General features: G+C 71.7%; 27 protein-coding genes. 8 read left to right on the forward strand and 19 right to left on the reverse strand.

The window, feature by feature from the left end:
* From F1C12_RS06245 to F1C12_RS06255, 3 genes are all read right to left on the reverse strand, one after another.
* Complete coding sequence (locus F1C12_RS06245) at window positions 1-927, reverse strand: NADP-dependent oxidoreductase (protein ID WP_185277930.1); 927 nt, start codon at window positions 925-927, stop codon at window positions 1-3.
* A 103-nt stretch (window positions 928-1,030) separates the two neighbouring features.
* Window positions 1,031-2,059 (reverse strand): 6-phosphofructokinase, encoded by a 1,029-nt coding sequence (locus F1C12_RS06250; RefSeq protein WP_185277931.1) that lies wholly within the window; start codon window positions 2,057-2,059, stop codon window positions 1,031-1,033.
* A gap of 81 nt (window positions 2,060-2,140) precedes the next feature.
* Window positions 2,141-2,761, reverse strand: coding sequence for a CYTH domain-containing protein (locus tag F1C12_RS06255; RefSeq protein WP_185277932.1), 621 nt, complete (start codon window positions 2,759-2,761; stop codon window positions 2,141-2,143).
* A 75-nt stretch (window positions 2,762-2,836) separates the two neighbouring features.
* On the opposite strand from F1C12_RS06255, the gene F1C12_RS06260 reads away from it, so the two are divergent.
* Complete coding sequence (locus F1C12_RS06260) at window positions 2,837-3,229, forward strand: DUF3224 domain-containing protein (protein WP_185277933.1); 393 nt, start codon at window positions 2,837-2,839, stop codon at window positions 3,227-3,229.
* Window positions 3,230-3,404: 175 nt separating this feature from the next.
* A complete protein-coding gene (locus F1C12_RS06265) occupies window positions 3,405-3,596 on the forward strand; it encodes a hypothetical protein (RefSeq protein WP_185277934.1) in 192 nt (63 codons plus the stop codon).
* Window positions 3,597-3,611: 15 nt separating this feature from the next.
* Here F1C12_RS06265 and F1C12_RS06270 read toward each other — a convergent pair whose 3' ends face one another.
* From F1C12_RS06270 to F1C12_RS06280, 3 genes are all read right to left on the reverse strand, one after another.
* On the reverse strand, window positions 3,612-5,780 hold the full coding sequence (locus tag F1C12_RS06270; protein ID WP_185277935.1) for a DEAD/DEAH box helicase: 2,169 nt from the start codon (window positions 5,778-5,780) through the stop codon (window positions 3,612-3,614).
* 217 nt (window positions 5,781-5,997) lie between these two features.
* The gene (locus F1C12_RS06275) at window positions 5,998-6,333 is read right to left on the reverse strand and encodes a DUF6804 family protein (RefSeq protein WP_185277936.1); all 336 of its coding nucleotides are present in this window, start codon (window positions 6,331-6,333) and stop codon (window positions 5,998-6,000) included.
* 107 nt (window positions 6,334-6,440) lie between these two features.
* Window positions 6,441-6,914, reverse strand: a complete 474-nt coding sequence (locus tag F1C12_RS06280) for an RbsD/FucU family protein (protein WP_258046144.1) — start codon at window positions 6,912-6,914, stop codon at window positions 6,441-6,443.
* Window positions 6,915-7,083: 169 nt separating this feature from the next.
* On the opposite strand from F1C12_RS06280, the gene F1C12_RS06285 reads away from it, so the two are divergent.
* The 3 genes from F1C12_RS06285 (at window position 7,084) to F1C12_RS06295 (ending at window position 9,234) form a co-directional block, all read left to right on the forward strand.
* On the forward strand, window positions 7,084-7,362 hold the full coding sequence (locus F1C12_RS06285; protein ID WP_185277937.1) for a metal-sensitive transcriptional regulator: 279 nt from the start codon (window positions 7,084-7,086) through the stop codon (window positions 7,360-7,362).
* 1 nt (window position 7,363) lies between these two features.
* Window positions 7,364-7,891, forward strand: coding sequence for an O-acetyl-ADP-ribose deacetylase (locus F1C12_RS06290; protein ID WP_185277938.1), 528 nt, complete (start codon window positions 7,364-7,366; stop codon window positions 7,889-7,891).
* 68 nt (window positions 7,892-7,959) lie between these two features.
* The gene (locus F1C12_RS06295) at window positions 7,960-9,234 is read left to right on the forward strand and encodes a M20/M25/M40 family metallo-hydrolase (protein ID WP_185278820.1); all 1,275 of its coding nucleotides are present in this window, start codon (window positions 7,960-7,962) and stop codon (window positions 9,232-9,234) included.
* Window positions 9,235-9,246: 12 nt separating this feature from the next.
* On the opposite strand, the gene F1C12_RS06300 is transcribed toward F1C12_RS06295, so the two are convergent.
* The 5 genes from F1C12_RS06300 to F1C12_RS06320 form a co-directional block, all read right to left on the reverse strand.
* A complete protein-coding gene (locus tag F1C12_RS06300) occupies window positions 9,247-9,840 on the reverse strand; it encodes an SGNH/GDSL hydrolase family protein (RefSeq protein ID WP_185277939.1) in 594 nt (197 codons plus the stop codon).
* Between the two features lie 66 nt (window positions 9,841-9,906).
* Window positions 9,907-10,767 carry an aldehyde dehydrogenase family protein gene (locus tag F1C12_RS06305; protein WP_185277940.1) on the reverse strand — a complete coding sequence of 287 codons (861 nt, stop codon included), beginning with the start codon at window positions 10,765-10,767 and terminating at the stop codon, window positions 9,907-9,909.
* Window positions 10,764-12,293, reverse strand: a complete 1,530-nt coding sequence (locus tag F1C12_RS06310) for an aldehyde dehydrogenase family protein (RefSeq protein WP_185277941.1) — start codon at window positions 12,291-12,293, stop codon at window positions 10,764-10,766. The genes F1C12_RS06305 and F1C12_RS06310 overlap by 4 nt, the downstream gene beginning before the upstream one ends.
* A gap of 17 nt (window positions 12,294-12,310) precedes the next feature.
* Window positions 12,311-13,351, reverse strand: coding sequence for a deoxyribose-phosphate aldolase (gene deoC, locus F1C12_RS06315; protein ID WP_185277942.1), 1,041 nt, complete (start codon window positions 13,349-13,351; stop codon window positions 12,311-12,313).
* Window positions 13,348-14,319 carry a sugar-binding transcriptional regulator gene (locus tag F1C12_RS06320; protein WP_185277943.1) on the reverse strand — a complete coding sequence of 324 codons (972 nt, stop codon included), beginning with the start codon at window positions 14,317-14,319 and terminating at the stop codon, window positions 13,348-13,350. Before F1C12_RS06320 ends, deoC begins: the two co-directional genes overlap by 4 nt.
* An 80-nt stretch (window positions 14,320-14,399) precedes the next feature.
* On the opposite strand from F1C12_RS06320, the gene F1C12_RS06325 reads away from it, so the two are divergent.
* Window positions 14,400-15,356, forward strand: a complete 957-nt coding sequence (locus tag F1C12_RS06325) for an ROK family protein (RefSeq protein WP_258046145.1) — start codon at window positions 14,400-14,402, stop codon at window positions 15,354-15,356.
* Window positions 15,357-15,542: 186 nt separating this feature from the next.
* Here F1C12_RS06325 and F1C12_RS06330 read toward each other — a convergent pair whose 3' ends face one another.
* From F1C12_RS06330 to F1C12_RS06355, 6 genes are all read right to left on the reverse strand, one after another.
* On the reverse strand, window positions 15,543-16,781 hold the full coding sequence (locus F1C12_RS06330) for an MFS transporter (RefSeq protein WP_185277945.1): 1,239 nt from the start codon (window positions 16,779-16,781) through the stop codon (window positions 15,543-15,545).
* Complete coding sequence (locus F1C12_RS06335; RefSeq protein WP_185277946.1) at window positions 16,778-17,722, reverse strand: bifunctional riboflavin kinase/FAD synthetase; 945 nt, start codon at window positions 17,720-17,722, stop codon at window positions 16,778-16,780. Before F1C12_RS06335 ends, F1C12_RS06330 begins: the two co-directional genes overlap by 4 nt.
* On the reverse strand, window positions 17,719-18,198 hold the full coding sequence (locus F1C12_RS06340) for a hypothetical protein (protein ID WP_185277947.1): 480 nt from the start codon (window positions 18,196-18,198) through the stop codon (window positions 17,719-17,721). The genes F1C12_RS06335 and F1C12_RS06340 overlap by 4 nt, the downstream gene beginning before the upstream one ends.
* Before the next feature lie 81 nt (window positions 18,199-18,279).
* Window positions 18,280-18,648, reverse strand: a complete 369-nt coding sequence (locus F1C12_RS06345; protein WP_185277948.1) for a hypothetical protein — start codon at window positions 18,646-18,648, stop codon at window positions 18,280-18,282.
* Window positions 18,645-19,568, reverse strand: coding sequence for a tRNA pseudouridine(55) synthase TruB (truB, locus tag F1C12_RS06350; protein WP_185277949.1), 924 nt, complete (start codon window positions 19,566-19,568; stop codon window positions 18,645-18,647). The genes F1C12_RS06345 and truB overlap by 4 nt, the downstream gene beginning before the upstream one ends.
* On the reverse strand, window positions 19,565-20,203 hold the full coding sequence (locus F1C12_RS06355; RefSeq protein WP_185277950.1) for a TetR/AcrR family transcriptional regulator: 639 nt from the start codon (window positions 20,201-20,203) through the stop codon (window positions 19,565-19,567). Before F1C12_RS06355 ends, truB begins: the two co-directional genes overlap by 4 nt.
* Before the next feature lie 104 nt (window positions 20,204-20,307).
* Between F1C12_RS06355 and F1C12_RS06360 the strand changes: the two genes are divergently transcribed.
* Both F1C12_RS06360 and F1C12_RS06365 read left to right on the forward strand, forming a co-directional pair.
* The gene (locus F1C12_RS06360; protein WP_185277951.1) at window positions 20,308-21,843 is read left to right on the forward strand and encodes a DHA2 family efflux MFS transporter permease subunit; all 1,536 of its coding nucleotides are present in this window, start codon (window positions 20,308-20,310) and stop codon (window positions 21,841-21,843) included.
* 90 nt (window positions 21,844-21,933) lie between these two features.
* Window positions 21,934-22,953 carry a ketopantoate reductase family protein gene (locus F1C12_RS06365; protein ID WP_185277952.1) on the forward strand — a complete coding sequence of 340 codons (1,020 nt, stop codon included), beginning with the start codon at window positions 21,934-21,936 and terminating at the stop codon, window positions 22,951-22,953.
* Here F1C12_RS06365 and F1C12_RS22665 read toward each other — a convergent pair.
* On the reverse strand, window positions 22,950-23,072 hold the full coding sequence (locus F1C12_RS22665) for a hypothetical protein (RefSeq protein ID WP_258046146.1): 123 nt from the start codon (window positions 23,070-23,072) through the stop codon (window positions 22,950-22,952). The two genes, F1C12_RS06365 and F1C12_RS22665, sit on opposite strands and share 4 nt — an antisense overlap.
* The gene (locus tag F1C12_RS06370; protein ID WP_258046147.1) at window positions 23,069-23,539 is read right to left on the reverse strand and encodes a hypothetical protein; all 471 of its coding nucleotides are present in this window, start codon (window positions 23,537-23,539) and stop codon (window positions 23,069-23,071) included. The genes F1C12_RS22665 and F1C12_RS06370 overlap by 4 nt, the downstream gene beginning before the upstream one ends.
* Window positions 23,540-23,564: the final 25 nt, after the last annotated feature.

Below are 23,564 nucleotides of genomic sequence, written 5' to 3' on the forward strand. Positions count from 1 at the left end.
TCAGTCGGTGACGATCACGATCTTGCCGCGGACGTGGCCGGCCTCCAGCCGCCCGTAGGCCTCGACGGTCCGCTCGATCGGGAAGATCGAGTCGATCGGCAGCACGAGCTCGTTCTGCGCGAGGAGGTCGGCGAGCTCGGCCAGCTCGGCGTTGCCCGCCGTGCGGCCGCCGACGGTGCGCGCGCCGCGCGCGTCCGGGCCGAACGCGGCGATCGTGTTGATGCGCTCCGGCGGGACGCCGAGCTCGATCGCCGCGTCGATGGTGTCCGGTCCGTGGTTGTCGAGGACCGCCGTGATCCGCTGGCCGTCGTCCAGGACCTCCCGCACGCGGTCGGCCAGGCCGTCGCCGTACGCGACGGGGAGGATGCCCAGCGTCTCCAGGAACTCGTGGTTCTCCTCGCTCGCCGTGCCGACGACAGCCGCGCCGCAACGGATGGCGAGCTGCGCCGCCAGCACGCCGACCCCGCCCGCGGCGGCGCTCACCAGCACGGTGTCGCTCTCGCCGAGGTCGAGGGAGGCCGCGGTCGCCATCGCGGTACGGCCGACGACGCCGAGCGACCCGGCCACCTCGAAGGTGAGCGGGTCGGGCTTCTCGACGATCTGGCCGTCCTCGGCGATCACGAGGAAGTCCGCGAGCGCGGCGAACGGGGCGGTGCCGAGCACGGCCTGACCGATCCCGAAGCGCACGGCGCCTTCGCCGCGCTCCTCCACGAAGCCGGCGAAGTCCTGGCCCATGCCGCTCGGCAGCGTCACGCCCATCCGGGCGGCCGCCTTCTCGCTGCGGTACGCCTTGTAGTCCATCGGGTTGAGGCCGGCGGCCATCACCCGCACGAGCACCTGTCCCGGCCCGGGCCACGGCCGCTCCCGCTCGACGAGGTGGAGGAACTCGCGCGAGCCGAACTCCTCGAGCTGGACGAATCTGGGCACCTTCGGGCTCCTCCCGTTCATACGGTGGAGCCTAAACCCGCTTCCGGGAGGGCGGGAGGGGTGGCCGGATCAGCCGAACCGCCGGATCAGCAGAACCGCCGGTTCAGCCGAAGAGCAGTGCCGCCTCTTCGTAGCGCGCCGGCGGGACGGTCTTGAGCCCGCCGGTCGCGTCCGCGATCGACACGTTCACGACATCGGTGCCGCGCAGCGACACCATCGAGCCCCAGCGACCCTCGTACGCGGCGTCGACCGCCGCCATACCGAGCCGCGTCGCGAGCACGCGGTCGTACGCGCTCGGCACGCCGCCGCGCTGCATGTGGCCGAGGACCGACGCGCGCGACTCGATGCCGGTGCGCTCCTCGATCATCGGGGCGAGCATCTCGCCGATCCCGCCAAGGCGCGGGCGGTTGAAGGCGTCCAGGCCCTTGTGCGAGTGCGCCTCCTCCATCGTGTCGAGGTGGAAGCCCTCGGAGACGACGATGACCGGGGCGCGGCCGCGGTCGCGCACCGACTCGACCCACTCGCAGATCTGCTCGATGGACTGCGGCTGCTCCGGGATGAGGATGGCGTGCGCGCCGCCGGCCATGCCCGAGTGCAGCGCGATCCACCCGACGTGGCGGCCCATGACCTCCACGACCATGCAGCGCTGGTGGGACTCGGCCGTGGTGCGGAGACGGTCGATGGCCTCGGTCGCGATCTCCACCGCGGTGTCGAAGCCGAAGGAGTAGTCGGTGGCGGCGAGGTCGTTGTCGATGGTCTTCGGGACGCCGACGATCTTCAGGCCCGCGTCGGTGAGCCGGCGGGCCGCGGTGAGGGTGCCCTCTCCGCCGATCGCGATGATCGCGTCGATGCCGTTCTCGTCCATCATCCGCTGGATGTTCTCGGGGCCGCCCTTGTCGCCCTCGAAGGGGTTCGTGCGGCTGGAGCCGAGGATGGTGCCGCCCTGGCGCGAGAGGCCGCGGACGCTGTGCCGGTCGAGCGGCATGATGTCGCCGTCGACCACGCCGCGCCAGCCGTAGCGGAAGCCGGCGAACTCGGACCCGTAGACACGGTCGCCCTTGAGGACCGCGCCGCGGATGACCGCGTTCAGTCCGGGACAGTCGCCGCCGCTGGTCAGGATGCCGATCTTCATGCTGCTCTCTTTCTCGTTGCGCCCTTGAGCATCATGCCCGAGGTATACCGGAGCACCAAAATCCCGCCGGGGCGGGCGGGATCAGAGGCCGAGGGCCCGCTGGAGTTTGGACGAGCTCGCGGACGGCCGCGCGCCCGCTGCGAGCAGCTCCGCCTCGATGCCGTCGAGGAGGGCGGCGCGGCGCTCGCGCGAGTCGGGAGCGCCGCTCAGCAGCTCGACCTCCCACTCCCGCCAGGCGTCGCTCGTGCCGGTCTGCAGGTTCTCGCCACGGACGTGGTCGTCGCACAGCTCGGCGAGCTCGAAGCCCGCCGCATCCTTCAGGAGGGTGGTGTCGCGGCTGTTCGTGACGCGCGCGACCGGGATCAGGACGCCGTCGCCGAGCTGGTCGCGGATGGTCTCCAGCAGCTCCGCGGGCGGCTGCTCGCCGTCGCCGAGCGGCCAGTGCAGCTCCGGGCGCCCCTCGCCGGTCGGCGGCAGCTTGATGTGCCAGCCTTCGTCCGAGCCGCCGCGCCGCGCGCGCACGGCGACGCGCTGCCGGGCGAGCCGCAGCTCGGCCGTGTCGTAGTAGGTCGCCACCAGTTCGGCGGTCTCCGGCTCGCTCTCGACGGCGATCGCCCCGACGCCGACGAGCTGGGGTGGGCGGAGGTCGCCGTCCACGTCGTACTTGCGCTCGATCTCGAGCTGGGTATGGTGCTGCGCCATGTCCCCTGTTTAGTCCACTTCCGCGCTGTCGCGAAATTGCAAGCTGTGCGCGGACGCACTGATTAGGCTCGCGGCATGGATGACTCCACCATCACCGCCCGCTTCGACGTCACCGGCTGGGACCCGGAGGACCTGCCCGGAATTCCGGGCGACTGGCTCGGCGCGGTGGTCATGCGCAAGACCTACACCGAGGGGCTGGTCGGCGAGTCGGTCGCGCACTTCGTGTCGTCGGGCACCGAGGAGGGCGGCCGGGGCTACCTGGCGGCCGAGCGGATCACCGGGACGCTGGCGGACGGCCGCACCGGCTCGTTCACGGTCCACCACGGCGCCCTGCAGCACCCGGACGACCCGTCGGCGTTCGGCTACATCGTCCCCGGGACGGGCACCGGCGACTTCGCGCACGTCAGCGGCCCCGCCCGCATCCGCCACGACTCCCGCGGCGCCTACTTCGAGTTCGACCTCGCCTGAGCGGCGGGACGATTCCGCACGAATCGTCGCTTTCGCCGCGCCAAAGCCGCGGTTCGTGACGAATCGCGTTGTGGCGATTCGGCACGAATCATCGCTTTCGCCGCCGCAGAGCCGCGATTCGTGACGAATCGCGTTCACTCTCGTGCCCGCCCGGCGTGCGCGGTACCCTCGGTGCATGAGCGAGACGGACCGCAGCCGGGAGGACGACGACGACTTCCTCGAGGCGCAGGAGGGCGACTACGAGCCCTCCGACGTCATCCGCGACGAGGACGATCTGCCGGTGGACGACGACGAGGACGACGACCGGATCCTGCCGGACGACGACCGGCCGGTGCCGCTCGACCCCGACGACGCCGAGATCGCCTGAGCCCTTCTCCCCTGGCTACGCCTCGAGCGCGTCCTCCAGCAGGTGGATGAGCGCGTCCAGCTGAACCGAGTCGGCCGACCCGATCTCCACGTCGCTGCCATCCAGCGCGCGGGCCGCGAGGCCCTGCTTGGAGTCGATCAGCTCCGCGATCTTGGAGTCGATGGTCTGCGCGGCGATGATCCGCCACGCCGTGACCGGCTCGTCCTGGCCGATGCGGTGCACGCGGTCGATCGCCTGGGTCTGCTCGGCGGCCGTCCAGGAGAGCTCGGCGAGCACCACGTTCGAGGCGGCCTGGAGGTTGAGGCCGACGCCCGCCGCGGTGAGCGAGCAGACCGCGACCGCGACCTCCGGGTCGTTGTTGAACGCGTCGATCTCCTTCTGGCGGGCCAGCGCCGTCTGGTCGCCGCGGATCGAGATGGTCTTAAGGTCGCGGGCGGCGAAGGCCTCCTCCGCGGCGTCCATGACGTCGATGTGCTTGGCGAAGAACACCACCTTGCCGACCGAGCGCGCCAGCTGCGCGGTGTAGTCGGAGGCCAGGCCGGCCTTCGCCTGACCGATCTTGCGGACCATGGTGAAGACGTTGTCGCCGGTCTTGGCCGACTTCGACTCCTCCAGCTCGGACTGCGCGACCAGGCGGATGAGGTGCTTGCGGTGCGCCTCGTCGTCGCCGTCGAACGAGTCCGGCCGGCCGGCCGCGGCAGCGCGCTGGAAGCGGGCGACCAGGCGGGCGGCCAGCTCCTTCTCGGCCTGCTTGATCGAGCGGCCGAGGTCGTCGTCCAGTTCCACCGGCAGGTCGACCACGCGGCGGCTCGGGAGGTCGGCGGCCACGTCCACCTTGCGGCGGCGGACGATGCCGAGGTCGATGACCGACTCGCGTGCAGCGGCGTAGAAGCCGAAGTCCGCCGGGGTGAGGCCGGTCTCCTCCAGGCTCTCCATCAGCTCGGCGGTCGGCTTGTTGCCGTCGATCCAGCCGAGGAACTGCCAGATCGCCTTGAAGTCGTCGATGTCGTTGATCAGCGGCGTGCCGGTGAGCGCGATCAGCAGCGGGTCGGCCGCCTTCTCGCGGATCGCCTCCGCCAGCCCGAGCACCAGGCGCGAGCGCTGCGAGTGCAGGTTCTTGATGAAGTGCGCCTCGTCGACGACCATGCCCTGGAAGCCGAGCGTGCGCAGCCAGGACAGGTGCCGGTCGAGCACCTCGTAGTTGACGATCACGACGTCGGCGAACGCGTCGAGGCCTTCGCCGTCGCCGTGGATGACGGTGGCCCGGCGGTGCGGCGTCCAGCGCTCGACCTCGCGTGCCCAGTTCATCTTGACGACGTTCGGCACGACAGCGAGCAGCGGGTACGCGCCGGCGACGGAGGCGCCGAGCACCGACTGGGCGGTCTTGCCGAGTCCTGGCTCGTCGGCGAGCAGGAAGCGTCGGTGGCCCTGGCGGACGCTCTCGATGAACCGGGACTGGTGGTGCATGAGCTCCAGCCCGGGAGGCGAGTAGCGGTCGATCTTCGGGGCGTCCGGGAGCTCCATGCTCGCGGCCTGGCCGCCCGCGCCGTACTCGAACGACTTGAACAGCGGGCCGAGCAGCTCCCACGAGTCGAGGCGGCGGCGCGGCGCGGGCGCGGGTGCGGCGCCCTTGCTGAAGTCAGGCGCCAGGAACGGGTTGGAGAGCTGGCGCGCCTTGACCGAGGCGGGGACGACCTGCTTCTCGGCGAGCTCCGGCGGGATGACGCTCTCGGGCGCGACGACGCGCTCGACGGTGATGATCAGGTCGTCGGGCTTCAGCTCGGTGCCGGACTCCAGCAGCCAGTCGCGTCGGATCTTCTGGGCCGTCGCGGTGGGCGGCGCCTCGCTCTCCAGCAGTGAGATCAGGGAGGTGTCGCGGGCGGCGGTCTTCGCCAGGATCGTGGCGATGCCGTCCAGGCGCTTCAGCTGCTCGGCGCGCGCGGCGTCGCTGAGCTCGGTGTCGGCCTTCGCGCGGGCGCGCTCCTCGCGCATGAGGAAGGCGATGACCTGGAACTTGGTGCGGTTCGTCGGGCCGAGCTTCTTGCCGTCCGCAGCCTTGGCCTCCACCTCGCGCACCTTGCGCGCGAGGACGGGGATGAGCCCGTCGTTGTTGGCGTGGCGGTTGCGGCGCTGCTGCTGCTGCGGCCGCGACGAGGCGCGCTGCGACGCGCCCTGGCCGGACATGCGCTTCTCCGTGCGCTGACCCGGCATGCGCTGACCCGATCGAGACATGGTCCTCCAGTGGATGCGCCGCGCGCTGACAGAGGACGCGACGCCGTTTGGCGTGAGGGCCGGCGCGGCGGCGGGGAGCGGAACCGAGTGGTCCGACCGAGCATCGCAGAACGCCGGGCGCACGGCGCAGGACGGCCGTGCAACCGTCATTTTACCGTATCGGGACGGGTCAGCGGCGTGTGTCGGCCGGAATCTTGATCATCAGGCCTGCGACGACGAACACCGCGGCCGCTGCGAGGCTCAGCAGCGGGAGGATCGGGGTGAGTCCGGGGATCGGCCAGATCGGGTTCCAGAGCACCGCGATCGGGACCAGCCCGGCCAGCCACCAGCGCTGTTTCGCCTGCCACGAGAACACGCAGAGGATGAGCGCCAGGATGCTGACCGCGTACTCCACGTAGGTGTACCAGTCCGCGAAGGCGAGCCCGAAGAGCAGCACCAGCGCACCGAGGATGCCGGGCGCCAGGGCGGCGCGGTTGTACGCGGGCGGCTGCGGGGTGTATGGCACCCTGCAACTCTAAGCGACCCGCGAGCGCACCGGCCGCGCGGTGCGGACAGCCCGCGCCCCCGGGAGGAGTTGTCCTCTCGGGGGCACGGACCGCTGCGTGCCGTGCTTCAGAGGATGCCGCGGCGGAACAGGAACGCGCACGGCGGCGCGTCCGATCCGACGCGGACGATGACCGCGGAGCTTCGTGCCTGCTCGACGAACGGCTCGAGTTCGAGCCGGCTCATCGGGATGCGACGGAGTTCCGCGTCGGAAGCGATGCCGTTGACGGCGAAGGCGACATCGGGTACCTCGTAGGGCTCGCCTGCGAGATCGAGGAAGACGATCGGTGACGGATTCGTGGTGTCGAGCGGAAATACACTGAGGATCGCCTCTGCGGCGGCTTCAGTGGTGACGTCCTCCCCCAGGTGGACGATGGGCGCGGTGAGTGCTTCTTCGGGATAGCCGCTGCCGACAAGCGTGAGCGTGTCACCGTCGTGCATGGAATCCAGCGCGCGCAGGAGCGCGCCGGACAGCAGCGGGCTGAGGTTCTTCAGCAAAGTCGGGCCTTTCCTGTAAAACGAATATTTCTCAACCCCTGTCAAGGAGGATAGACGATGCTGTATGTCCTCCCACACCCCCCCTTAAGGGGGTGCGAGCGGCGCGCCATGCCGCTTGCATCGTTCCAGGCGGCGTCTCTGATATGCACCCGAAGCCCCGATCCCTTTCGGATACCTAGGCGGGGTATGGGCTTTCCGCGGTATCCTGGGTCCCGTGATCGCAGACATCAAGAAGCGGGCGTTGCACCGCACGCGCATCCTCGAGGGGCAGCTGCGCGGCCTCGAGAAGATGATCGAGAACGAGGACTACTGCGTCGACATCATCACCCAGTCGCTCGCCATCCAGAAGTCCCTCGGCTCGCTCAACAAGCTGCTCGTCGAGAACCACCTCAAGACCCACGTCTCCACGATGTTCGAGGAGGGCGGCGACCAGCGCGACGACGCCATCCTCGAACTGCTGAAGGTGTACGAGCTCTCGAACAACCGGGGCTGATGTGGCGGACCCGATCGAGATCGTCCGCGGCGACATCACCGAGCAGTCCGTGGACGCCGTCGTCAACGCGGCCAACAGCTCCCTCCTCGGCGGAGGCGGCGTCGACGGCGCCATCCACCGCCGCGGCGGCCCCGCCATCCTGGCCGAGTGCCGCGAGCTGCGCGCCACGACCCTGCCGGACGGGCTCCCCACCGGGCAGGCGGTCGCGACGACCGCAGGCGACCTGCCCGCGCAGTGGGTCATCCACACGGTCGGCCCGGTCTGGGCGAAGCGCGAGGACCGCACCTCGGACCTCCAGAACGCCTACCGGTCGTCCCTGCGGGTCGCCCGCGAGCTGGGGGCGGCGACGGTGGCCTTCCCCGCCGTCTCGGCCGGCGTCTACGGCTGGCCGATGGACGACGCAGCGCGGATCGCGGTGAGCACCGTGCGCGCCGTGCTGTCCTCCGGCGTCGGCTCGGTGGAGCTGGTCCGCTTCGTGCTGTTCAGCGACGACGCGCTGGCGGCGTTCCGCACGGCGGCCGGCGAGTGAGCGGCGCCGCCCGCATCGACGACGAGGCCGCCGTCGAGCGCTTCCGCACGCTCCTGCGCATCCCGACCATGTCGCGCAACGCCGTCGAGGAGACCGACTGGGCGGCCTTCGACGCCTTCGTGGTGGCACTGCCCGAGCTGTACCCGCGGCTGCACGCGACCCTGGAGCGCGAGCGGCACGGCCACTCGCTGCTCTACCGCTGGCGCGGCGTGGGCGACGGAGCGCCGACCGTCCTGATGGCGCACTACGACGTCGTCCCCGCCACCGACGAAGGCTGGGAGCACCCGCCGTTCGGGGCGGAGCTGACCGGCTCCGGCGACGAGCGGCTGCTGTGGAGCCGAGGGACGCTGGACGACAAGGGCGCGCTGGTCGCGATCCTGGAGGCCGTGGAGGCGCTGGTCGCCGCCGGCCACACCCCCGCGGCCGACGTGTACCTCAGCTTCGGCCACGACGAGGAGACCGTCGGCTCGGGGGCTCAGGCGATCGTCGCCGCCCTCGCCGCGCGCGGCGTGCGGCCGGCCCTGGTGCTGGACGAGGGCGGCGCGGTGGTCGAGGGCATCTTCCCCGGCGTCGCGAAACCCATCGCGGTGGTCGGCGTGAGCGAGAAGGGCATCACGAGCGTCCGCCTGACCGTGGAGCAGAACGGCGGCCACGCCTCCACCCCGCCGAAGCTGACGGCGACGGTGCGGCTGGCGCGAGCGATCACGCGACTGAACGCCAAGCCGTTCCCGGCCGGCCTCAGCGAGACGAACCTCCAGATGGTGGAGACGCTCGGCGCACACACGACCGGCCCGCTGCGCGCGGTGTTCACCCGCGCCCGCCGTCTCCGGCCGGCGCTGGTCGCCGTGCTCGGCCGGGTCAGCGACGAGACGCGCGCGATGGTCCGCACGACGACCGCCGTCACGCAGCTGAGCGGCAGCCTCGCCGCGAACGCCCTCCCGGAGACGGCTTCGGCGGTGGTCAACGTGCGCATCGCGGTCGGGTCGAGCGTCGAGGACACCCTGGCGCACATCCGCCGGGCGATCCACGACCCCCAGGTGCGCATCGAGGCGATCGACGCGAACGAGCCGTCCCCGGTCTCCCCCACGACGGGCCCCGAGTGGGAGGCGGTGGCGCGCGGCATCACGGAGGTGCACCCGGACGCGGTGGTGACGCCGTACATCATGCTCGGTGCGAGCGACGGCCGCCACTTCACCGCGATCAGCGACGCGGTCTACCGCTTCACGCCGTTCGAGATGAGCGGCGAGGAGCGCGGGACGCTGCACGCCCGCAACGAGCGGATCCAGGTGGCGACGTGGCTGCGCGGGATCCGGTTCTACGAAGGGGTGCTGCGGGGGCGGTAGGCGGGGACTCCCCTACGCCGCCCCTCCCAAATCCGGCAGCTGAATGGCCCGGCTGCTCGGCGGCAGCTGCCGCGCCCGCTCCAGCCCCGGCACCAGCTCCGCCAGCCACGCCCGGTACCCCTCCGGATTGAGGTGCAGGCGGTCGTCCGTGTACGCGGGGTTCAGCTCGCCATCCTCCAGCGCCATCGCCGGCCAGAGGTCGAGCCACGCGGCGTGGACCGTGGGTGCGAACTGCCACAGGTGGCGGTTGATGTCGCGGATCTGGTCGGCGAACTCGTGGCCGCGCGGCATCACCGACTGGACCAGGATGCGCACCTCGGGCAGCTCCTTACGGAGCGTCACCAGAATGGTCTCGACGTTGCGGACGACGTGCTCGACCGACCGGCGCCAGGCGAGGTCGTTGGTTCCGATCAGCAGCGCGACCAGCGCCGGGCGGGCCTCCACCACATCGTTCAGCCGGGCGACCACATCGTCGGAAGTGTCGCCTGCGACGCCGAGGTTCAGGATCTCCTCGCCGGGCATCCAGGCCTCCCAGTCGCCGCCCTGGGTCAGGCTGTCGCCGACCAGGACGAGAGTTCCGTGCCCAGATCCCCACCCGTCGCTCATCCTCCCATCCTCCCTCACAACGAAGGAGGCGGGAAGGGTGGCCCAGGCGACTCTAAAGGAGCGACCCTAGATCAGCGACTTGGTGTGCCAGACCGTCTTCGTCTCGGTGAAGAACGCGATCCGGTCCAGCGACGGGGCGGCGGCGTCGGGGCCGTTCTCCGGGGTCAGGACGCGCTTCAACGTGTCCGCCGCCGCGATCTGCAGGTCCACCCATTCCAGAGCTCCCGCGCCGACCAGGTCGAGCGCGTTCACGTCGGCGTGGGAGGCCAGCCACGGGGCGATCTCCGCCGGCGAGCCGGTGAGGATGTTGACCACGCCGCCGGGGACGTCGCTCGTCGCGAGCACCTCGCTCAGGCTGATGGCCGACAGCGGGAAGCGCTCGCTCGCCACGACGACGACCGTGTTGCCCGCGACCAGCGCCGGAGCGATGGCGCTGACGAAGCCGAGCAGGCTGGAGTCCTGCGGGGCCACGATCGCGACGACGCCGGTCGGCTCCGGCACCGAGATGTTGAAGTACGGGCCGGCGACGGGGTTGGCGTTGCCCGCCACCTGGGCGAACTTGTCGGCCCAGCCGGCGTACCAGACCCAGCGGTCGATGGACTCGTCCACCTGGGCGCCCGCGACGGCGGCGGAGACGCCCTCCGCGGACACGATCTCGTCCACGAACTGGGCCCGGCGGCCCTCCATCAGCTCGGCGATGCGGTAGAGCACCTGGCCGCGGTTGTAGGCGGTCGCGCCGGCCCAGCCGGACAGCGCCCCACGCGCGGCGACGACCGCGTCACGGGCGTCCTTGCGGGAGGCCTTGGCGGCGTTCGCCAGGAACGCGCCCTTCGCGGACACGACCTCGTAGGTGCGGCCCGACTCGGAGCGCGGGAACTTCCCGCCGATGTACAGCTTGTAGGTCTTCGGCACGGCCAGGCGGCTCATTTCGTCGCTCCCTTGCGGGTCGTGGTGCGGGAGGTGGTGCGGGTCGAGGTGCGGGAGGCGGTGACCGCCGGACGCGCCGCGGGCAGCGATCGCCCGGGCACCAGGTAGGCGCCGAGGCCGTGGCGGCCGCCCTCGCGGCCGTAGCCGGACTCCTTATAGCCGCCGAACGGGCTGGCCGGGTCGAAGCGGTTGAAGGTGTTCGCCCAGATCACGCCGGCACGGAGCTTGTCCGCGACCGCCAGGATGCGGCTGCCCTTGTCGGTCCAGATGCCGGCCGAGAGGCCGTACGGCGTGTTGTTCGCCTTGGCGATGGCCTCCGCCGGAGTGCGGAAGGTCAGCACCGACAGCACGGGGCCGAAGATCTCCTCGCGGGCGATCCGGTGGCTGGTCGACACGTTGTCGAAGATGGTCGGGGCGAACCAGAAGCCGTTCTCGGGGATGGCGCACTCGGCGGTCCAGCGGTCGGCGCCCTCGGCCTCCCCGATGTCGGAGAGCTCGCGGATGCGCTGCAGCTGCTCGGCGCTGTTGATCGCGCCGATGTCGGTGTTCTTGTCCAGCGGGTCGCCGAGGCGAAGCGTGGAGAGGCGGCGCTTCAGGCGCTCCACGACCTCGTCGTGCACGCTCTCCTGCACGAGCAGCCGGGAGCCGGCGCAGCAGACGTGGCCCTGGTTGAAGAAGATGCCGTTGACGATGCCCTCGATGGCCTGGTCGATCGGCGCGTCGTCGAAGACGATGTTCGCGGCCTTGCCGCCGAGCTCCAGCGTGAGCTTCTTCTCGGTGCCGGCCACCGAGCGCGCGATCTCGCGGCCGACGGCGGTGGAGCCGGTGAAGGCCACCTTGTTGACGTCCGGGTGGGCGACCAGCTCGCGGCCGGTCTCCCCCGCGCCCGTGACGATGTTGACGACGCCGGCGGGGAGGTCGGCCTGCTGCACGATCTCCGCGAAGAGCAGCGCGGTCAGCGGGGTGGTCTCCGCGGGCTTCAGGACGACCGTGTTGCCCGCCGCGAGGGCCGGGGCGATCTTCCACGCCAGCATCAGCAGCGGGAAGTTCCACGGGATGACCTGGGCGGCGACGCCGAGGGCGCGCGGAGCGGGGCCGAGGCCGGCGTGCTCCAGCTTGTCGGCCCAGCCGGCGTAGTAGAAGAACCAGGCGGCGACGAGCGGCACGTCGACGTCGCGGCTCTCCTTGATCGGCTTGCCGTTGTCGAGGCTCTCGGCCACGGCCAGCTCGCGGGCTCGCTCCTGGATGAGGCGGGCGATGCGGAACAGGTACTTGCCGCGGTCGCTGCCGCTCATCCGCGACCAGACCCGGTCGTAGGCGCGGCGGGCGGCGGCGACGGCCCGGTCGACGTCGGCGGAGTCCGCGGTCGCGATGGTCGCGATGCGCTCCTCCGTCGCCGGGGAGATGGTCTGGAACGGCGTGCCGTGCCCGTCGACGAACTCGCCGTCGATGAAGAGCCCGTACTGGTCGCGCAGGTTGAGGATCGCGCGCGACTCGGGGGCCGGGGCGTACTCGAGGAAGCTCATGGTGTTGTCGTCCCGTCTCAGTCGATCGTCACGTAGTCGGCGCCGGAGTAATGCCCGGTGTGCAGCTTCTGGCGCTGCAGCAGCACGTCGTTGAGGAGACTGGAGGCGCCGAACCGGAACAGGTGCGGCTGCAGCCAGCGCTCGCCCACGGTCTCCGCGACCGTCACGAGGTACTTGATGGCGTCCTTCGACGAGCGGATGCCGCCCGCCGGCTTCACGCCGATCTCCTCGCCGGTGAGCCGGTGCCAGTCGCGCACGACCTCCAGCATCAGCAGCGTCACCGGGAGCGTCGCCGCCGGGGAGACCTTGCCGGTAGAGGTCTTGATGAAGTCGGCGCCGGCGAGGATGCTCAGCCAGGACGCCCGGCGCACGTTGTCGTAGGTGTTCAGTTCGCCCGTCTCCAGGATGACCTTGAGGTGGGCGTAGCTGCCGTCGTCGCGGCGGCAGGCCTCCTTGACGGCCACGATCTCGTCGAAGACGAGGCCGTAGCGGCCGGAGAGGAACGCTCCGCGATCGATGACCATGTCGATCTCGTCCGCGCCGGCGGCGACCGCGTCGGCGGTGTCGGCGAGCTTGACCGGGAGGGAGGCACGGCCGCTCGGGAAGGCGGTGGCCACGGCGGCAACGTTGATGCCGCCGGCCTGTCCGGTCTCGCGGGCGACGCGGGCGGCGTGGGACGCGCCGAGCGCCTCCACGGCGTAGGGCACCATGTCGCCGTAGACGCAGACCGCGGCGGGCCGCGGCGCGGTCAGGTCGCTCGGGTCGGGCGTGAGGGCCTTGGCGACCAGCGAGCGCACCTTGCCCGGCGTGTCGGCGCCCTCCAGCGTGGTCAGGTCGATCAGCTCGATGATCTTGTCGAGCGCCCACGCCTTGCTGGTGGTCTTGATGGAGCGGGTGCCGAGGCCGGCCGCGCGCTGCTCCAGGCCGACGGCGTCGATGCCGGGGATGCCGCCGAGGTAGCGCCGGAGCGAGCCCTCGGTGAGGTCGCCGCCCAGCACCTCGACGGCGCGGGCCGCCGGCGCGAGCGTGCGCACGGGCGGAGTCGTTTCGATGGTCATGACGTCTGCTTTCTCATGTTCGGCACACGGCCGAGGAGGTCGTTGGCGGTCGACTCGTCGGTGATCAGGGTGGTGCACAGCCCGCTGGCGACGACCGCGTGGGCGATGCCGTGCTTGGCCTCCCCCGCGATGACGGCGATGGAGGTGCGGGCGTTGCGGAGCTCGTCCAGCGTGAGGCCGAGCGTGCGGCTGTCCAGCTCGGGGTCGGCGACCTGCCCCGCCTCGTCGATGAACCGGCCGACCACGTCGCCGACGGCGCCCTTGGCGGCCAGCGCGAGCACGTCCTCCGCGGAGAGGTAGCCGGAGTCGACGTGCACGGAGCTGGTGTCGACCACGCCCGCGCTGAACAGGTAGGCGTTGGCGCCGCGCGCGAGGTCGAGCACGGACTGGACGGAGCGGTCGGCCTCGATCGCGCGGCGAGTGGCCGCGTGCTCGAAGATCGCCGGGCTCGGGAGGAGGGTCGCGGTGCCCTGGGCCTTGCGGGCCATCACGACGGCGGTGTCCGCGGCGGCGGTGGCCTGCCGGGTGCTCGAGACGCTGCCGTTGATCTGGACCGGGTTCACGCCGACCGCCCAGCCCGGGCGCAGCCGGGCGGCGACGGCGTGCAGCGTGCGGCCCCAGCTCACGCCGAGCGTGCGCGGCACGGGACGCAGGGTCGTCAGGTAGTCGGCCGCGGCCTGTGCGACGCGGGCCTGGGAGTCGGCGTCCGACTCCGCGGCGGGGACGACGACGGCGTCCTCCAGCCCGTAGAAGCCGCACAGCTCGCGCTCCAGCGAGAACTTCCTGGCGCTCGGGTGGACGATCTCGATGCGCACGAAACCGTGCTCGCGCGCCGCCACCAGGAGCCGGCCGACCTTCCAGCGGGAGACGTTGAGGGCGACGCCGATCTCGTCCTGGGTCTTGCCGGCTTCGTAGTACAGCTCTGCGGCTTTGACGGCGAGGATCTCGTCGGTATCGTTCAGGGCCACGCGTCCAGCTTAGGTCGGTGTGCAACGGTTGCGCGTTCACCGCTCAAATGAGCAGGGCCGGTTTCGTTTATCGTTGGCTCGTGTCTGCCACTCCCCTCGCACTCGCCGTCGACTTCGGCGGAACCAAGGTCGAAGCCGCCCTCGTCGACGCGGACGGCGTCCTCCTCCCCGGCTCCCGTCACCGCCTCCCGACCGGCCGCACGGCGACGGTCGCCGACCTGGAGGCCTCGGTCGGCGGTGTCGTGCGCGACGCGTTCGCGGCGCTGCCCGACGGCGCGGAGATCGTCGGCGTCGGCATCGGCTGCGCCGGCCCGATCGACCGCAGGCGCGGCTTGGTCTCGCCGCTCAACGTCCCGGACTGGCGCGACTACCCGCTGCGCGACTTCATCGGCTCTGTCGCGGCCTCGGCCGGCCTCCACGTGCCGGTGACGCTGGAGATGGACGGCGTGGCGATCACCATGGCCGAGCACTGGGTGGGCGCCGCGCAGGGCGTCGACAACGTCATGGGAATGGTGGTCTCGACCGGCATCGGCGGCGGCCTCATCGTCGACGGCCGGGTCATCACCGGGCCGACCGGCAACGCCGGGCACATCGGGCACGTGGAGGTCGGCGACATCCGAGGCGAGGACACCTTCGGCGCCCCGTACGCCCTGGAGGCCATCGCCTCCGGCCCGCACACCGTCGCCTGGGCGCGCCGGCAGGGCTTCACCGGCGGAACGGGCGAGGAGCTCGCGGCGGCGTACGCCGCAGGGGACGAGGTCGCGGTCGCCGCGATCACCCGCACGGGCCGCGCCGTCGGCCACGCGATCGCTTCCGCGACCGCGCTGCTCGACCTGGAGCTGGTCGCGATCGGCGGCGGGTTCTCGCACTCCACCCCCGACCTCTTCACGCACATGCGCGAGGTCATCGAAGCGCACTACTTCCCGTTCGTCCGCAAGGTGCGGATCGTCCCGAGCGCCCTCTCCTCCGAGGGACCGCTCATCGGAGCGGCCGCCCTCATCCACCGCAGCGAACTGCTGCCGGCCAACCCGCGCTGACAACTCCGGAGTCCTTGTCAGACACGCCGCCGCGGTCTCCGTAACTCCGGAGATCCGGGCCGGTCGCGTGGCGAGCTCCGGAGTTAGGTCGCGTCGTCAATTCCGGAGATTCGGGCGGCCGGGGCCGGGATGTCCGGAACTACGGGCGGATCGGGGTGCTGCGCGGGCAGGACTCCGGAGTTGCGGTCAGCGGTCTTCGAGCGGCACCGGCCGGGCGACGACGGCGCCGGCGGCCGCGGCGGCCAACGCGGTCGCGGTCAGCACGACCATCGGCACCGTCCAGCCGCCGGTCGCCTGGTGGAGGATGCCGACCACGAGCGGTCCCAGCGCACCGAGGGTGTAGCCGAGGCCCTGGGTGAAGCCGCTCAGCGCGACCGAGCCGGCGTGCGTGCGCGTGCGCACGTTGATGAGCACCAGGCTCAGCGGGAACAGCAGCGGGCCGAGGCCGGCGAACGCCACCCACAGCCAGGTCGCCGTCGACGGCGCGAAGATCAGCCCCGCGTAGCCCGCGACGAAGAACGCGACGCCGGCGTAGATCAGCAGCGAGACGTTCCGCATCCGCGCGGCGAGCAACGGCACCAGCAGCCCGGCCGGGATACCCATCCCGGCGTAGATCGACAGCAGCGCGCCCGCCTCCGCCGGCGGCGTCCCGGCGACATCGTGAACGAGCTGCGGCAGCCACGCGAACATCGCGTACGCGTTCAGGCTCGACACCGCGAACACGACCGCCATCGCCCAGGCCAGCCCGGAACGCCAGATGCGGCGGATCAGCGAGCGGTCGGCCTCCTCGACCTCCACGTCGTGGGCGGCGTGCGCGGGCCGGTGGGTGACGAGGATGCGCAGCCAGGGCAGGATCGCCAGCACGCTGACCAGCGCCCACATCCCGACCGACACATGCCAGCCGGCGGAGTCCGCGACTGGCACGGCGACGAGCGGCGGCAGCAGCGTGCTCACCGACATCACGGTGGCGTAGAGCGCCGTCACCAGGCCGATCCGGTCCGGGAAGTAGCGCTTCACGAGCGGAGGCAGCAGCACGTTGCCGACGCCCATGCCCGCGAACGTGACGGCAGAGCCGACGGCCAGCATGACGAACGACCCGGCGGTCGCGCGCAGCAGGTGCCCGGTCAGCATCACGCCGAGCGCGATCAGCAGCACGGCCTCCAGCGAGAGCCGGCGGGTGAATGTCGGCGCCAGGAGGCCGAAGAGCGCGAAGCAGACCGGCGGCAGCATCCCGAGCAGGCCGACGCCGACGCTCGACACCGGGAACTCGACCCGGATCTCGGCGAAGATCGGCGAGAGCGCCGCGACCGCCGTGCGCAGGTTCGCCGCGACGAGCAGGATGCCGAGCAGCGCGACCGTGCGGCCCTGCCAGAGCGGGCGCGCGGCCGACGCCGACGCGGTGGTGTCCTGGTTCGCCTCGGTCACGCGCGCTCGGCTGTCAGGATCCGCCTGGCCTGCTCGACGTCGTCCGCGATCTGCGCGATCAGCGGCTCGATCCCGGCGTACGCGACCATGCCGCGGATGCGCTCGGAGAACGCCACGTCGACGGTGTGGCCGTAGAGGTCGAGCTCGCGATCGAGCACGTAGGCCTCCACCTGCTTCTGCGGAACGCCCTCGAACGTCGGGTTGTTGCCGACCGAGATCGCGGCGGGATAACGCGCGCCGTCGTCGTCGGTCAGCCAGCCGGCGTAGACGCCGTCGGCCGGGATGAGGCCCTCCGACTCCGGCGACAGGTTCGCGGTCGGGAAGCCGAGCTCGCGTCCGCGCGCCGCCCCGTGGACGACGATCCCGCGCACGGTCGGCACGGTGCCGAGCAGTTCGGCGGCGTGACCGACGTCGCCGGCTGCCAGCAGCTCGCGGATCCAGGTGGAGGACACGCGGCGGCCGTGCTCGGGTCGCACGTCGTCGATCAGCTCGACGGTGAAGCCGTACCGCTCCCCCAGGTCACGTAGCATCGCCACGTCGCCGGCGCCGCGCGCGCCGAACCGGAAGTCGCTGCCCACCAGCACCGCGGCGGCGTGCAGCCGGTCGACCAGGATGTGACGCACGAACTCCTCGGGAGGCAGGTCGGCGAGCGGGCGGTCGAAGGCGACCATGAGCGTCGCGTCGATCCCGGTCTCGGCCAGCAGCTCCAGCTTCTGTCGGTTGCTCACCAGCGACGCCGGGCACTTCTCGGGCGCCAGCAGCTCCAGCGGGTTGCGATCGAAGGTGATCACCGCGGCGGTCAGCCCGCGCTCGGCGGCGACTGCGCGCAGCCGTTCGATCACGGCGCGGTGACCGGTGTGGACGCCGTCGAACTTGCCGATCGTGACCGCGCTCGGCCCGAAGCCGTCGGGGATCTCCTCGACGGAGCCGAACACCTTCACGAACGCGCCTCGTCGCGCGGCTTGTGCTTCGACAGATAAAGCAGGCCGAGGATCGGCAGGGCCAGCGGGATGAACAGGTAGCCCATGCCGTAGACCGACCAGACGGTGGCGTCGCGCCCGAACGGGTCGATGTCGTGGAGGCCCAGCGTCGCCGGCGCGAACAGGCTGAGCGTCCCGATCACGAGCACGCCCACCAGCTCGAAGGTGATCGTGATCCACGCCACCCGGTACCAGACCCGCCCCGGCGCGACGAGCGCGATGGTGGCGACGATGTAGACGGCCGCGGAGAGCGCGGACAGCGTGAACGCGACCGGCGCCTCGTGGAAGCGGTCGATGATCTGGAAGACGCTGCGGCCGGTCGCGGCCAGCGCCAGCACGCCGTAGACGAACACGAGGACGCGGCCGACGCCGGAGACGCGGCGCCTGGGCGCCTCGCCACCGCTCTGCTCGCGGGCGGACATGGTGTGGTGGGACATCGGTAACGATTCTATTCGCGACGCGTCAGGTCATCGTGCGCGGCCCTGACCCTCCCGCGACGGCCTGACCCTCCCGATAGCTCAGGCGCCCTGTACGAACCAGATCTGCCCCATCCGGTACACCATCACCGCGATGGCGAGGCAGACCCCGCCGAGGATGACGGTGCTCCACCTGTTGCGCTCGATCAGCGCCCAGAAGCCGCCGGCGAGCGGCAGCAGCAGCGCCGAGATCAGGTAGATGTAGAACTCGGCGAGGCTCCCGGTCGGCGGGTTGCCCACCAGCGGGGCCACGATCGCCATGACCAGCTGCACGATCAGCAGCAGCTCGACCAGAGCGACGGCGCCCATCGAGACGTCGCCCGGCACGCGCCCGGCGAAGCCGAGCACCAGGCAGAGCACGCCGGCCACCACGGCGACGCCGACCTGCAGCGCCACGAACCATTCGATCATGCGGAGGCGATCTCGTCGGTCGGGAAATTCACGAGGGTCCTGGCTTCCTTTCCGCGGAACTCGATGAGCCCCACGAGGTGGCCGCCGGGGGCGATGGCCGCGACGGGTCCGCCTCCCGGTCCCTCCCGATCGGCGATGTGGATGCGCCGGCCGTGCGTCAGGTCGATCGCCTGCTGCTCGGTCAGCTCGAGCGTCTCGAACAGGTCCGAGGCGGCTCGCGCAGCGGGGATGAGGGCCGCCGCGGCATCGAGCGTATCGAGTTCGCCGGCCTCCCGCACATCGAACGGGCCCACCCGTGTGCGGCGCAGGGCCGTGAGGTGGCCGCCGACCCCGAGGTCGGCGCCGAGGTCGCGCGCGAGCGAGCGGATGTACGTGCCGGAGGAGCAGACCACGCGCACGTCGAGCTCGATCGCGACCGGCGCCTCCGGATCGGGCAGCCGCCTGGCCGCCAGCAGCTCGAACTCCGCGATGGTCACCGCGCGTGCCTGCAGGACGACCTCCTCGCCCGCCCGCACCCGCGCGTAGGCGCGCTTGCCGTCCACCTTGATCGCGCTGACCGAGCTCGGGACCTGCTCGATCTCGCCGGTGAGCGCCCGGATGCCGCGAGCGATGCCCTCGTCGGCGACCGCGGCGACGGCGGCCGGGTCGGCCTCCGCTACCACATCGCCCTCGGCGTCGTCGGTGGTCGTGGTCGCGCCGAGCCGGATGGTCGCCAGGTACTCCTTGTCGGCGCCGACGATGTAGGTCAGCAGCCGCGTGGACGAGTTGACTCCGAGGATGAGGAGTCCGGTGGCCATCGGGTCGAGCGTGCCCGCGTGGCCCACCTTGCGGGTGCCGGCCAGCCGGCGGACGCGCGCGACGACGTCGTGGCTCGTCCAGCCGCCGGGCTTGTCGACCAGGATCAGACCGCTGCCGGTCATGCGCTCTCGCCGGCGACGTCGAGGACCAGCTGCAGCTTGGTGCGGAAGGTGGACTCGATGATCTCGGTGGCGCAGACGTCCTTGCCGTACTCGGCGGGGAGCTTGAGCCCGAGCAGCGTGTTCAGCAGCATGCCCTCGGCGAGGAAGGTGCGCGCCTCGTCGGGCGAGAAGCCGACCTGGTCGCGGACCAGCTTGTAGATCGCGAGGAAGCCCTCCCGCGCGCGCTCGCCGATCACGGCGTCGTTGCCCATTCCGAAGGCCTGCATGAGCGAGAGCAGGATGCCGCGGTCCTCGATGAGGTTGACGTACGCGAGGCCCAGCCTGCGGCCGATCTCGTGGTGCTCGCCGACCGCGCCGTCCTCCCCCGCGGGCGATCCGTCGGCCTTCCAGCCGTCGATGGTGGCCTGGAAGCTCGCCATCAGCTTGTCGAGCGCGCGCTGCAGGACCTCCACGAAGAGGTTCTCCTTGCTGCCGAACATCCGCACCACGTAGGGCTGGCTGATCCCGGCCGCCTTGGCGATCTGGTCCGTGGTCGCGCCGAAGTAGCCGCGCTCCCCGAACACGAGGCTCGCCGCGCCGAGGATCTGCTCGCGCCGCTCGGCCGAGGGGATCCGTTCACTGATCGCCGAAGTCATGCTTGACATGTTATCAGTCGATTACTACAGTTCGTTGTAATCATTCGATTACTTCCGAACTCCACACCCGATTCACCCGTACTCGACCCAGGAAGCGAAGTCCCATGACTGCTCTCCGCACATCACACCCGGGCACCGGAAGCCCGGCCCGCGCCGGCTCCGCAGCACGCCGCGTCCCCGTCTGGCTCGCGATCGTCGCGGCCTCCCTCCCGATGTTCATGGCGACCCTGGACAACCTGGTCGTCACGAGCGCCCTCCCCGTCATCGCCCGCGACCTGAGCGCCTCCATCGAGCAGCTGCAGTGGGTCGTCAACGCCTACACGCTCAGCTTCGCCACGCTCATGCTGATGGCCGTCGGCATGGGCGACCGGCTCGGCCGCCGCTCGGTGTTCCTCGGCGGCATCGTCGTCTTCACCCTCGCCAGCGCGGCGAGCGCCCTCGCGACCGAACCGTGGATGCTGATCGCCGCCCGCGCGGTGCAGGGCGCCGGAGCCGCGGCCCTGCTGCCCCTCTCGCTGACGCTGCTCGCCGGCAGCGTCAGCCAGCGCCTCCGCCCGGCCGCGATCGGCATCTGGGGCGGCATCTCCGGCCTCGGCGTCGCCCTCGGCCCGCTGATCGGCGGCGCCGTGGTGCAGGGCTGGAACTGGCAGGCCATCTTCTGGCTCAACGTCCCGCTCGGCGTCATCGCCGTCCCGCTCGTGCTGCTCGCCCTCCCCAACAGCTTCGGCGACCGGGTGCGCGCGGACATCGTCGGCCTGCTGCTCGCCGCGCCCGGCGTGCTGGGCCTGGTCTACGGCATCGTCCGCGGCAACGACGCGGGCTGGGACAGCGCCGAGGTGCTGGTCTCGCTCATCGCCGGCGGCGCGCTGCTGATCGCGTTCGTGTTCTGGGAGTCGCGCACCTCCGCTCCGCTGCTGCCGCTGCGGCTGTTCCGCGACCGCAGCTTCACCGTCGCGAACCTCGTCGGCGTCACCTTCAGCTTCGGCATCTTCGGCGCGATCTTCATCCTCATCCAGTTCCTCCAGGTCGTGCAGGGGCACACCCCGCTGGAGGCCGGCGTGATGACGATGCCGTGGACGCTGGCGCCGATGGTCGTCGCGCCGCTGACCGGGCTGGTCTCCGGCCGCACCGGCACGCGCCTCCCGATCGTCGTCGGGCTGGTGTTCCTCGCCGGGGCCATGGCCTGGATCGCCGGGACGCTGTCCGCCGACCTGCCCTACTCGCAGATGTGGCCGCCGTTCCTGCTGGCCGGAGTCGGCATGGGCCTGGTGTTCGCGCCCAGCTCGACCGCGGTGCTGGCGAACATGCGGACGGCCGACCATGCGAAGGCCTCCGGCACCAACTCCACACTGCGCGAGATCGGCGTCGCGCTCGGCGTCGCCGTGCTGACCGCCGTGTTCACCGGCGCCGGCGGCACGCTCACCCCGACGGGCTACGTGAGCGCGGCCATCCCGGCCGTCTGGGTGGGCGCGGGGGCGCTGGCGCTGGCCGCCGTGATCTCGCTCGCCCTGCCGAGCCGGCGCCGGGCCGCCGAGCTCGCTGCGGCCGCGCACGCCGCGGACGAGTCGGAGACGACCGCCCTCGACGCCGCCGTGACCGCGGAGGCCACCGCAGAGCCGACGCCTGTGCTGGCGGAATAGCCCATCCGGCCGAGACGACGGGACACGACGCAGGGAGCGCCGTGTCCCGTCGTTTTCACGCCGCAGGCGGCGCGCCCTAGGCTGGACACCGTGCGAATCGGCGTGATCGGAGCGGGAGCCATCGGCGGCACGACCGCGGCGCTGCTCGACCGGGTCGGCCACCTCGTGGAGGTCACCGCCCGCGGCGACCAGCTCGCCGCCATCCGCGCCGACGGCCTCCGGCTCGACGGCGGCTGGGGCGTTCACACCGCGCGGGTCGCGGCCGCCGAACGGCTGCAGACGCGGCCGGAGCTCGTGTTCGTCTGCACCAAGGCGCAGGATGCGGAGGCCGCCATCCGCGACAACGCCGAACTCCTCGACGGGATCACGGTCGTGGTCGTCCAGAACGGCCTCGCCGGCCTCCGGGCCGCCACCGAGTTGCTGCCCGGCTCCGACTGCGTCGGCGCGCTCGCGCTCTACGCCGCCAGCTACCTCTCCCCCGGCCGCGTCACCGTCACGACGACGGCGAACACCTACCTCGGCGCGGGAGACGGCGAGCCGCCGGCGAGCGCGGTGGAGGCCGCGCGCATCCTCGACGCCGCGATGCCCAGCTTCGCGGTCGAGAACTTCACCGGCTGCCAGTGGACGAAGCTCATGGTCAACCAGGTCAACGCCATGCCCGCGATCACGGGCCTGAGCGCCCAGGAGACCCTCGGCGACCGCGCGCTGCGGCCGGTCATCACCGCGAGCCTGCAGGAGGCCGTCCGCGTCGGCATCGCGCGCGGCGTGCGCTTCGGCAGCATCCAGGGCCTGGACGACCGGATCCTCCGCTTCGTCGCGTCCTCCCCGCGCTGGCTGGCGCAGGTCGTCCCGCTGCTGATGCGGCGCAGGATGGGCGCGACCCCCAACCCCGGCTCGACGTTGCAGAGCATCCGCCGCGGCCAGCTCAGCGAGATCGACTACCTGAACGGCGCGGTCGTCGCAGAGGCGCACGCGCTCGGGCAGGAGGCCCCGGTCAACGCGGCGCTCACCGGCCTGGTGCACGAGGTGGAGGCCGCGAAAGCGTTCATCGCGCCCGCAGAGGTCGCCCGCCGGCTCGCTCCCCTGCTGGGCCGCCAGGACCGCGGCTAGGCCGACTCCGAGCGCGAGACCCGCACCGGCAGTTGCGGGTCCGAGTCGTCCACGAGGATGGTCGCGACGTCCCGCGGCCGTGCGTCCTCCTCGTAGACCGCCCGCTGCGGGGCGTTCACGAGCAGGATCGACGCGTTCCAGTCCCGCCGCAGCTCCGGCCGCAGCAGGAACTCGCCGTCGATGACCAGCACCGCGTCGGGTCCGGCCGTCTCCCACCGCGCGCCGACCGGCGCGTCCCGCACCTCGTCGAAGGCCGCGTCTGGAACCCGGTGCTGCCGCCCATCCGGAACGGGTCGAGCAGCACCCGCTGCAGCGTCGAATAGTCGAACGCGTCGCGGTAGTAGCGCTCCGGCGTCTCAGGGCCGAAGAACGTCCGGTCCGCGCGGGGCCGGTGGAAGTCACCGACGGAGGCCCGGTGCGTGTCGACGCCGGACTCCCGGAACACCACGGCGAGCTCATCCGCGAAGCCGGACGTGCCGCCGCCGCCGTCCACCGCGACGACCACGCGGCCGCCCGGCGCGAGCGCCCGCACCTCCGCCACGATCTCACGGAGGGCGAGGACCCGCGGCGTCGGCGGCAGCATCATGCCATGAGCATAAGCTCCTGGCGGC

It is taken from the genome of Leifsonia shinshuensis (genome assembly GCF_014217625.1).
Taxonomy (GTDB): Bacteria; Actinomycetota; Actinomycetes; order Actinomycetales; family Microbacteriaceae; genus Leifsonia; species Leifsonia shinshuensis_A.

What these genes read in the sequence shown, in the direction of transcription:
- F1C12_RS06250 (WP_185277931.1), bottom strand. Translation starts at nt 2,059, where the DNA reads ATGAAGATCGGCATCCTGACCAGCGGCGGCGACTGTCCCGGACTGAAC.
- F1C12_RS06255 (WP_185277932.1), bottom strand. Translation starts at nt 2,761, where the DNA reads ATGGCGCAGCACCATACCCAGCTCGAGATCGAGCGCAAGTACGACGTG.
- F1C12_RS06260 (WP_185277933.1), top strand. Translation starts at nt 2,837, where the DNA reads ATGGATGACTCCACCATCACCGCCCGCTTCGACGTCACCGGCTGGGAC.
- F1C12_RS06265 (WP_185277934.1), top strand. Translation starts at nt 3,405, where the DNA reads ATGAGCGAGACGGACCGCAGCCGGGAGGACGACGACGACTTCCTCGAG.
- F1C12_RS06270 (WP_185277935.1), bottom strand. Translation starts at nt 5,780, where the DNA reads ATGTCCGGCCAGGGCGCGTCGCAGCGCGCCTCGTCGCGGCCGCAGCAG.
- F1C12_RS06295 (WP_185278820.1), top strand. Translation starts at nt 7,960, where the DNA reads ATGTCGCGCAACGCCGTCGAGGAGACCGACTGGGCGGCCTTCGACGCC.
- F1C12_RS06300 (WP_185277939.1), bottom strand. Translation starts at nt 9,840, where the DNA reads ATGAGCGACGGGTGGGGATCTGGGCACGGAACTCTCGTCCTGGTCGGC.
- F1C12_RS06305 (WP_185277940.1), bottom strand. Translation starts at nt 10,767, where the DNA reads ATGAGCCGCCTGGCCGTGCCGAAGACCTACAAGCTGTACATCGGCGGG.
- F1C12_RS06310 (WP_185277941.1), bottom strand. Translation starts at nt 12,293, where the DNA reads ATGAGCTTCCTCGAGTACGCCCCGGCCCCCGAGTCGCGCGCGATCCTC.
- deoC (WP_185277942.1), bottom strand. Translation starts at nt 13,351, where the DNA reads ATGACCATCGAAACGACTCCGCCCGTGCGCACGCTCGCGCCGGCGGCC.
- F1C12_RS06340 (WP_185277947.1), bottom strand. Translation starts at nt 18,198, where the DNA reads ATGTCCCACCACACCATGTCCGCCCGCGAGCAGAGCGGTGGCGAGGCG.
- F1C12_RS06345 (WP_185277948.1), bottom strand. Translation starts at nt 18,648, where the DNA reads ATGATCGAATGGTTCGTGGCGCTGCAGGTCGGCGTCGCCGTGGTGGCC.
- truB (WP_185277949.1), bottom strand. Translation starts at nt 19,568, where the DNA reads ATGACCGGCAGCGGTCTGATCCTGGTCGACAAGCCCGGCGGCTGGACG.
- F1C12_RS06355 (WP_185277950.1), bottom strand. Translation starts at nt 20,203, where the DNA reads ATGACTTCGGCGATCAGTGAACGGATCCCCTCGGCCGAGCGGCGCGAG.
- F1C12_RS06360 (WP_185277951.1), top strand. Translation starts at nt 20,308, where the DNA reads ATGACTGCTCTCCGCACATCACACCCGGGCACCGGAAGCCCGGCCCGC.
- F1C12_RS06370 (WP_258046147.1), bottom strand. Translation starts at nt 23,539, where the DNA reads ATGATGCTGCCGCCGACGCCGCGGGTCCTCGCCCTCCGTGAGATCGTG.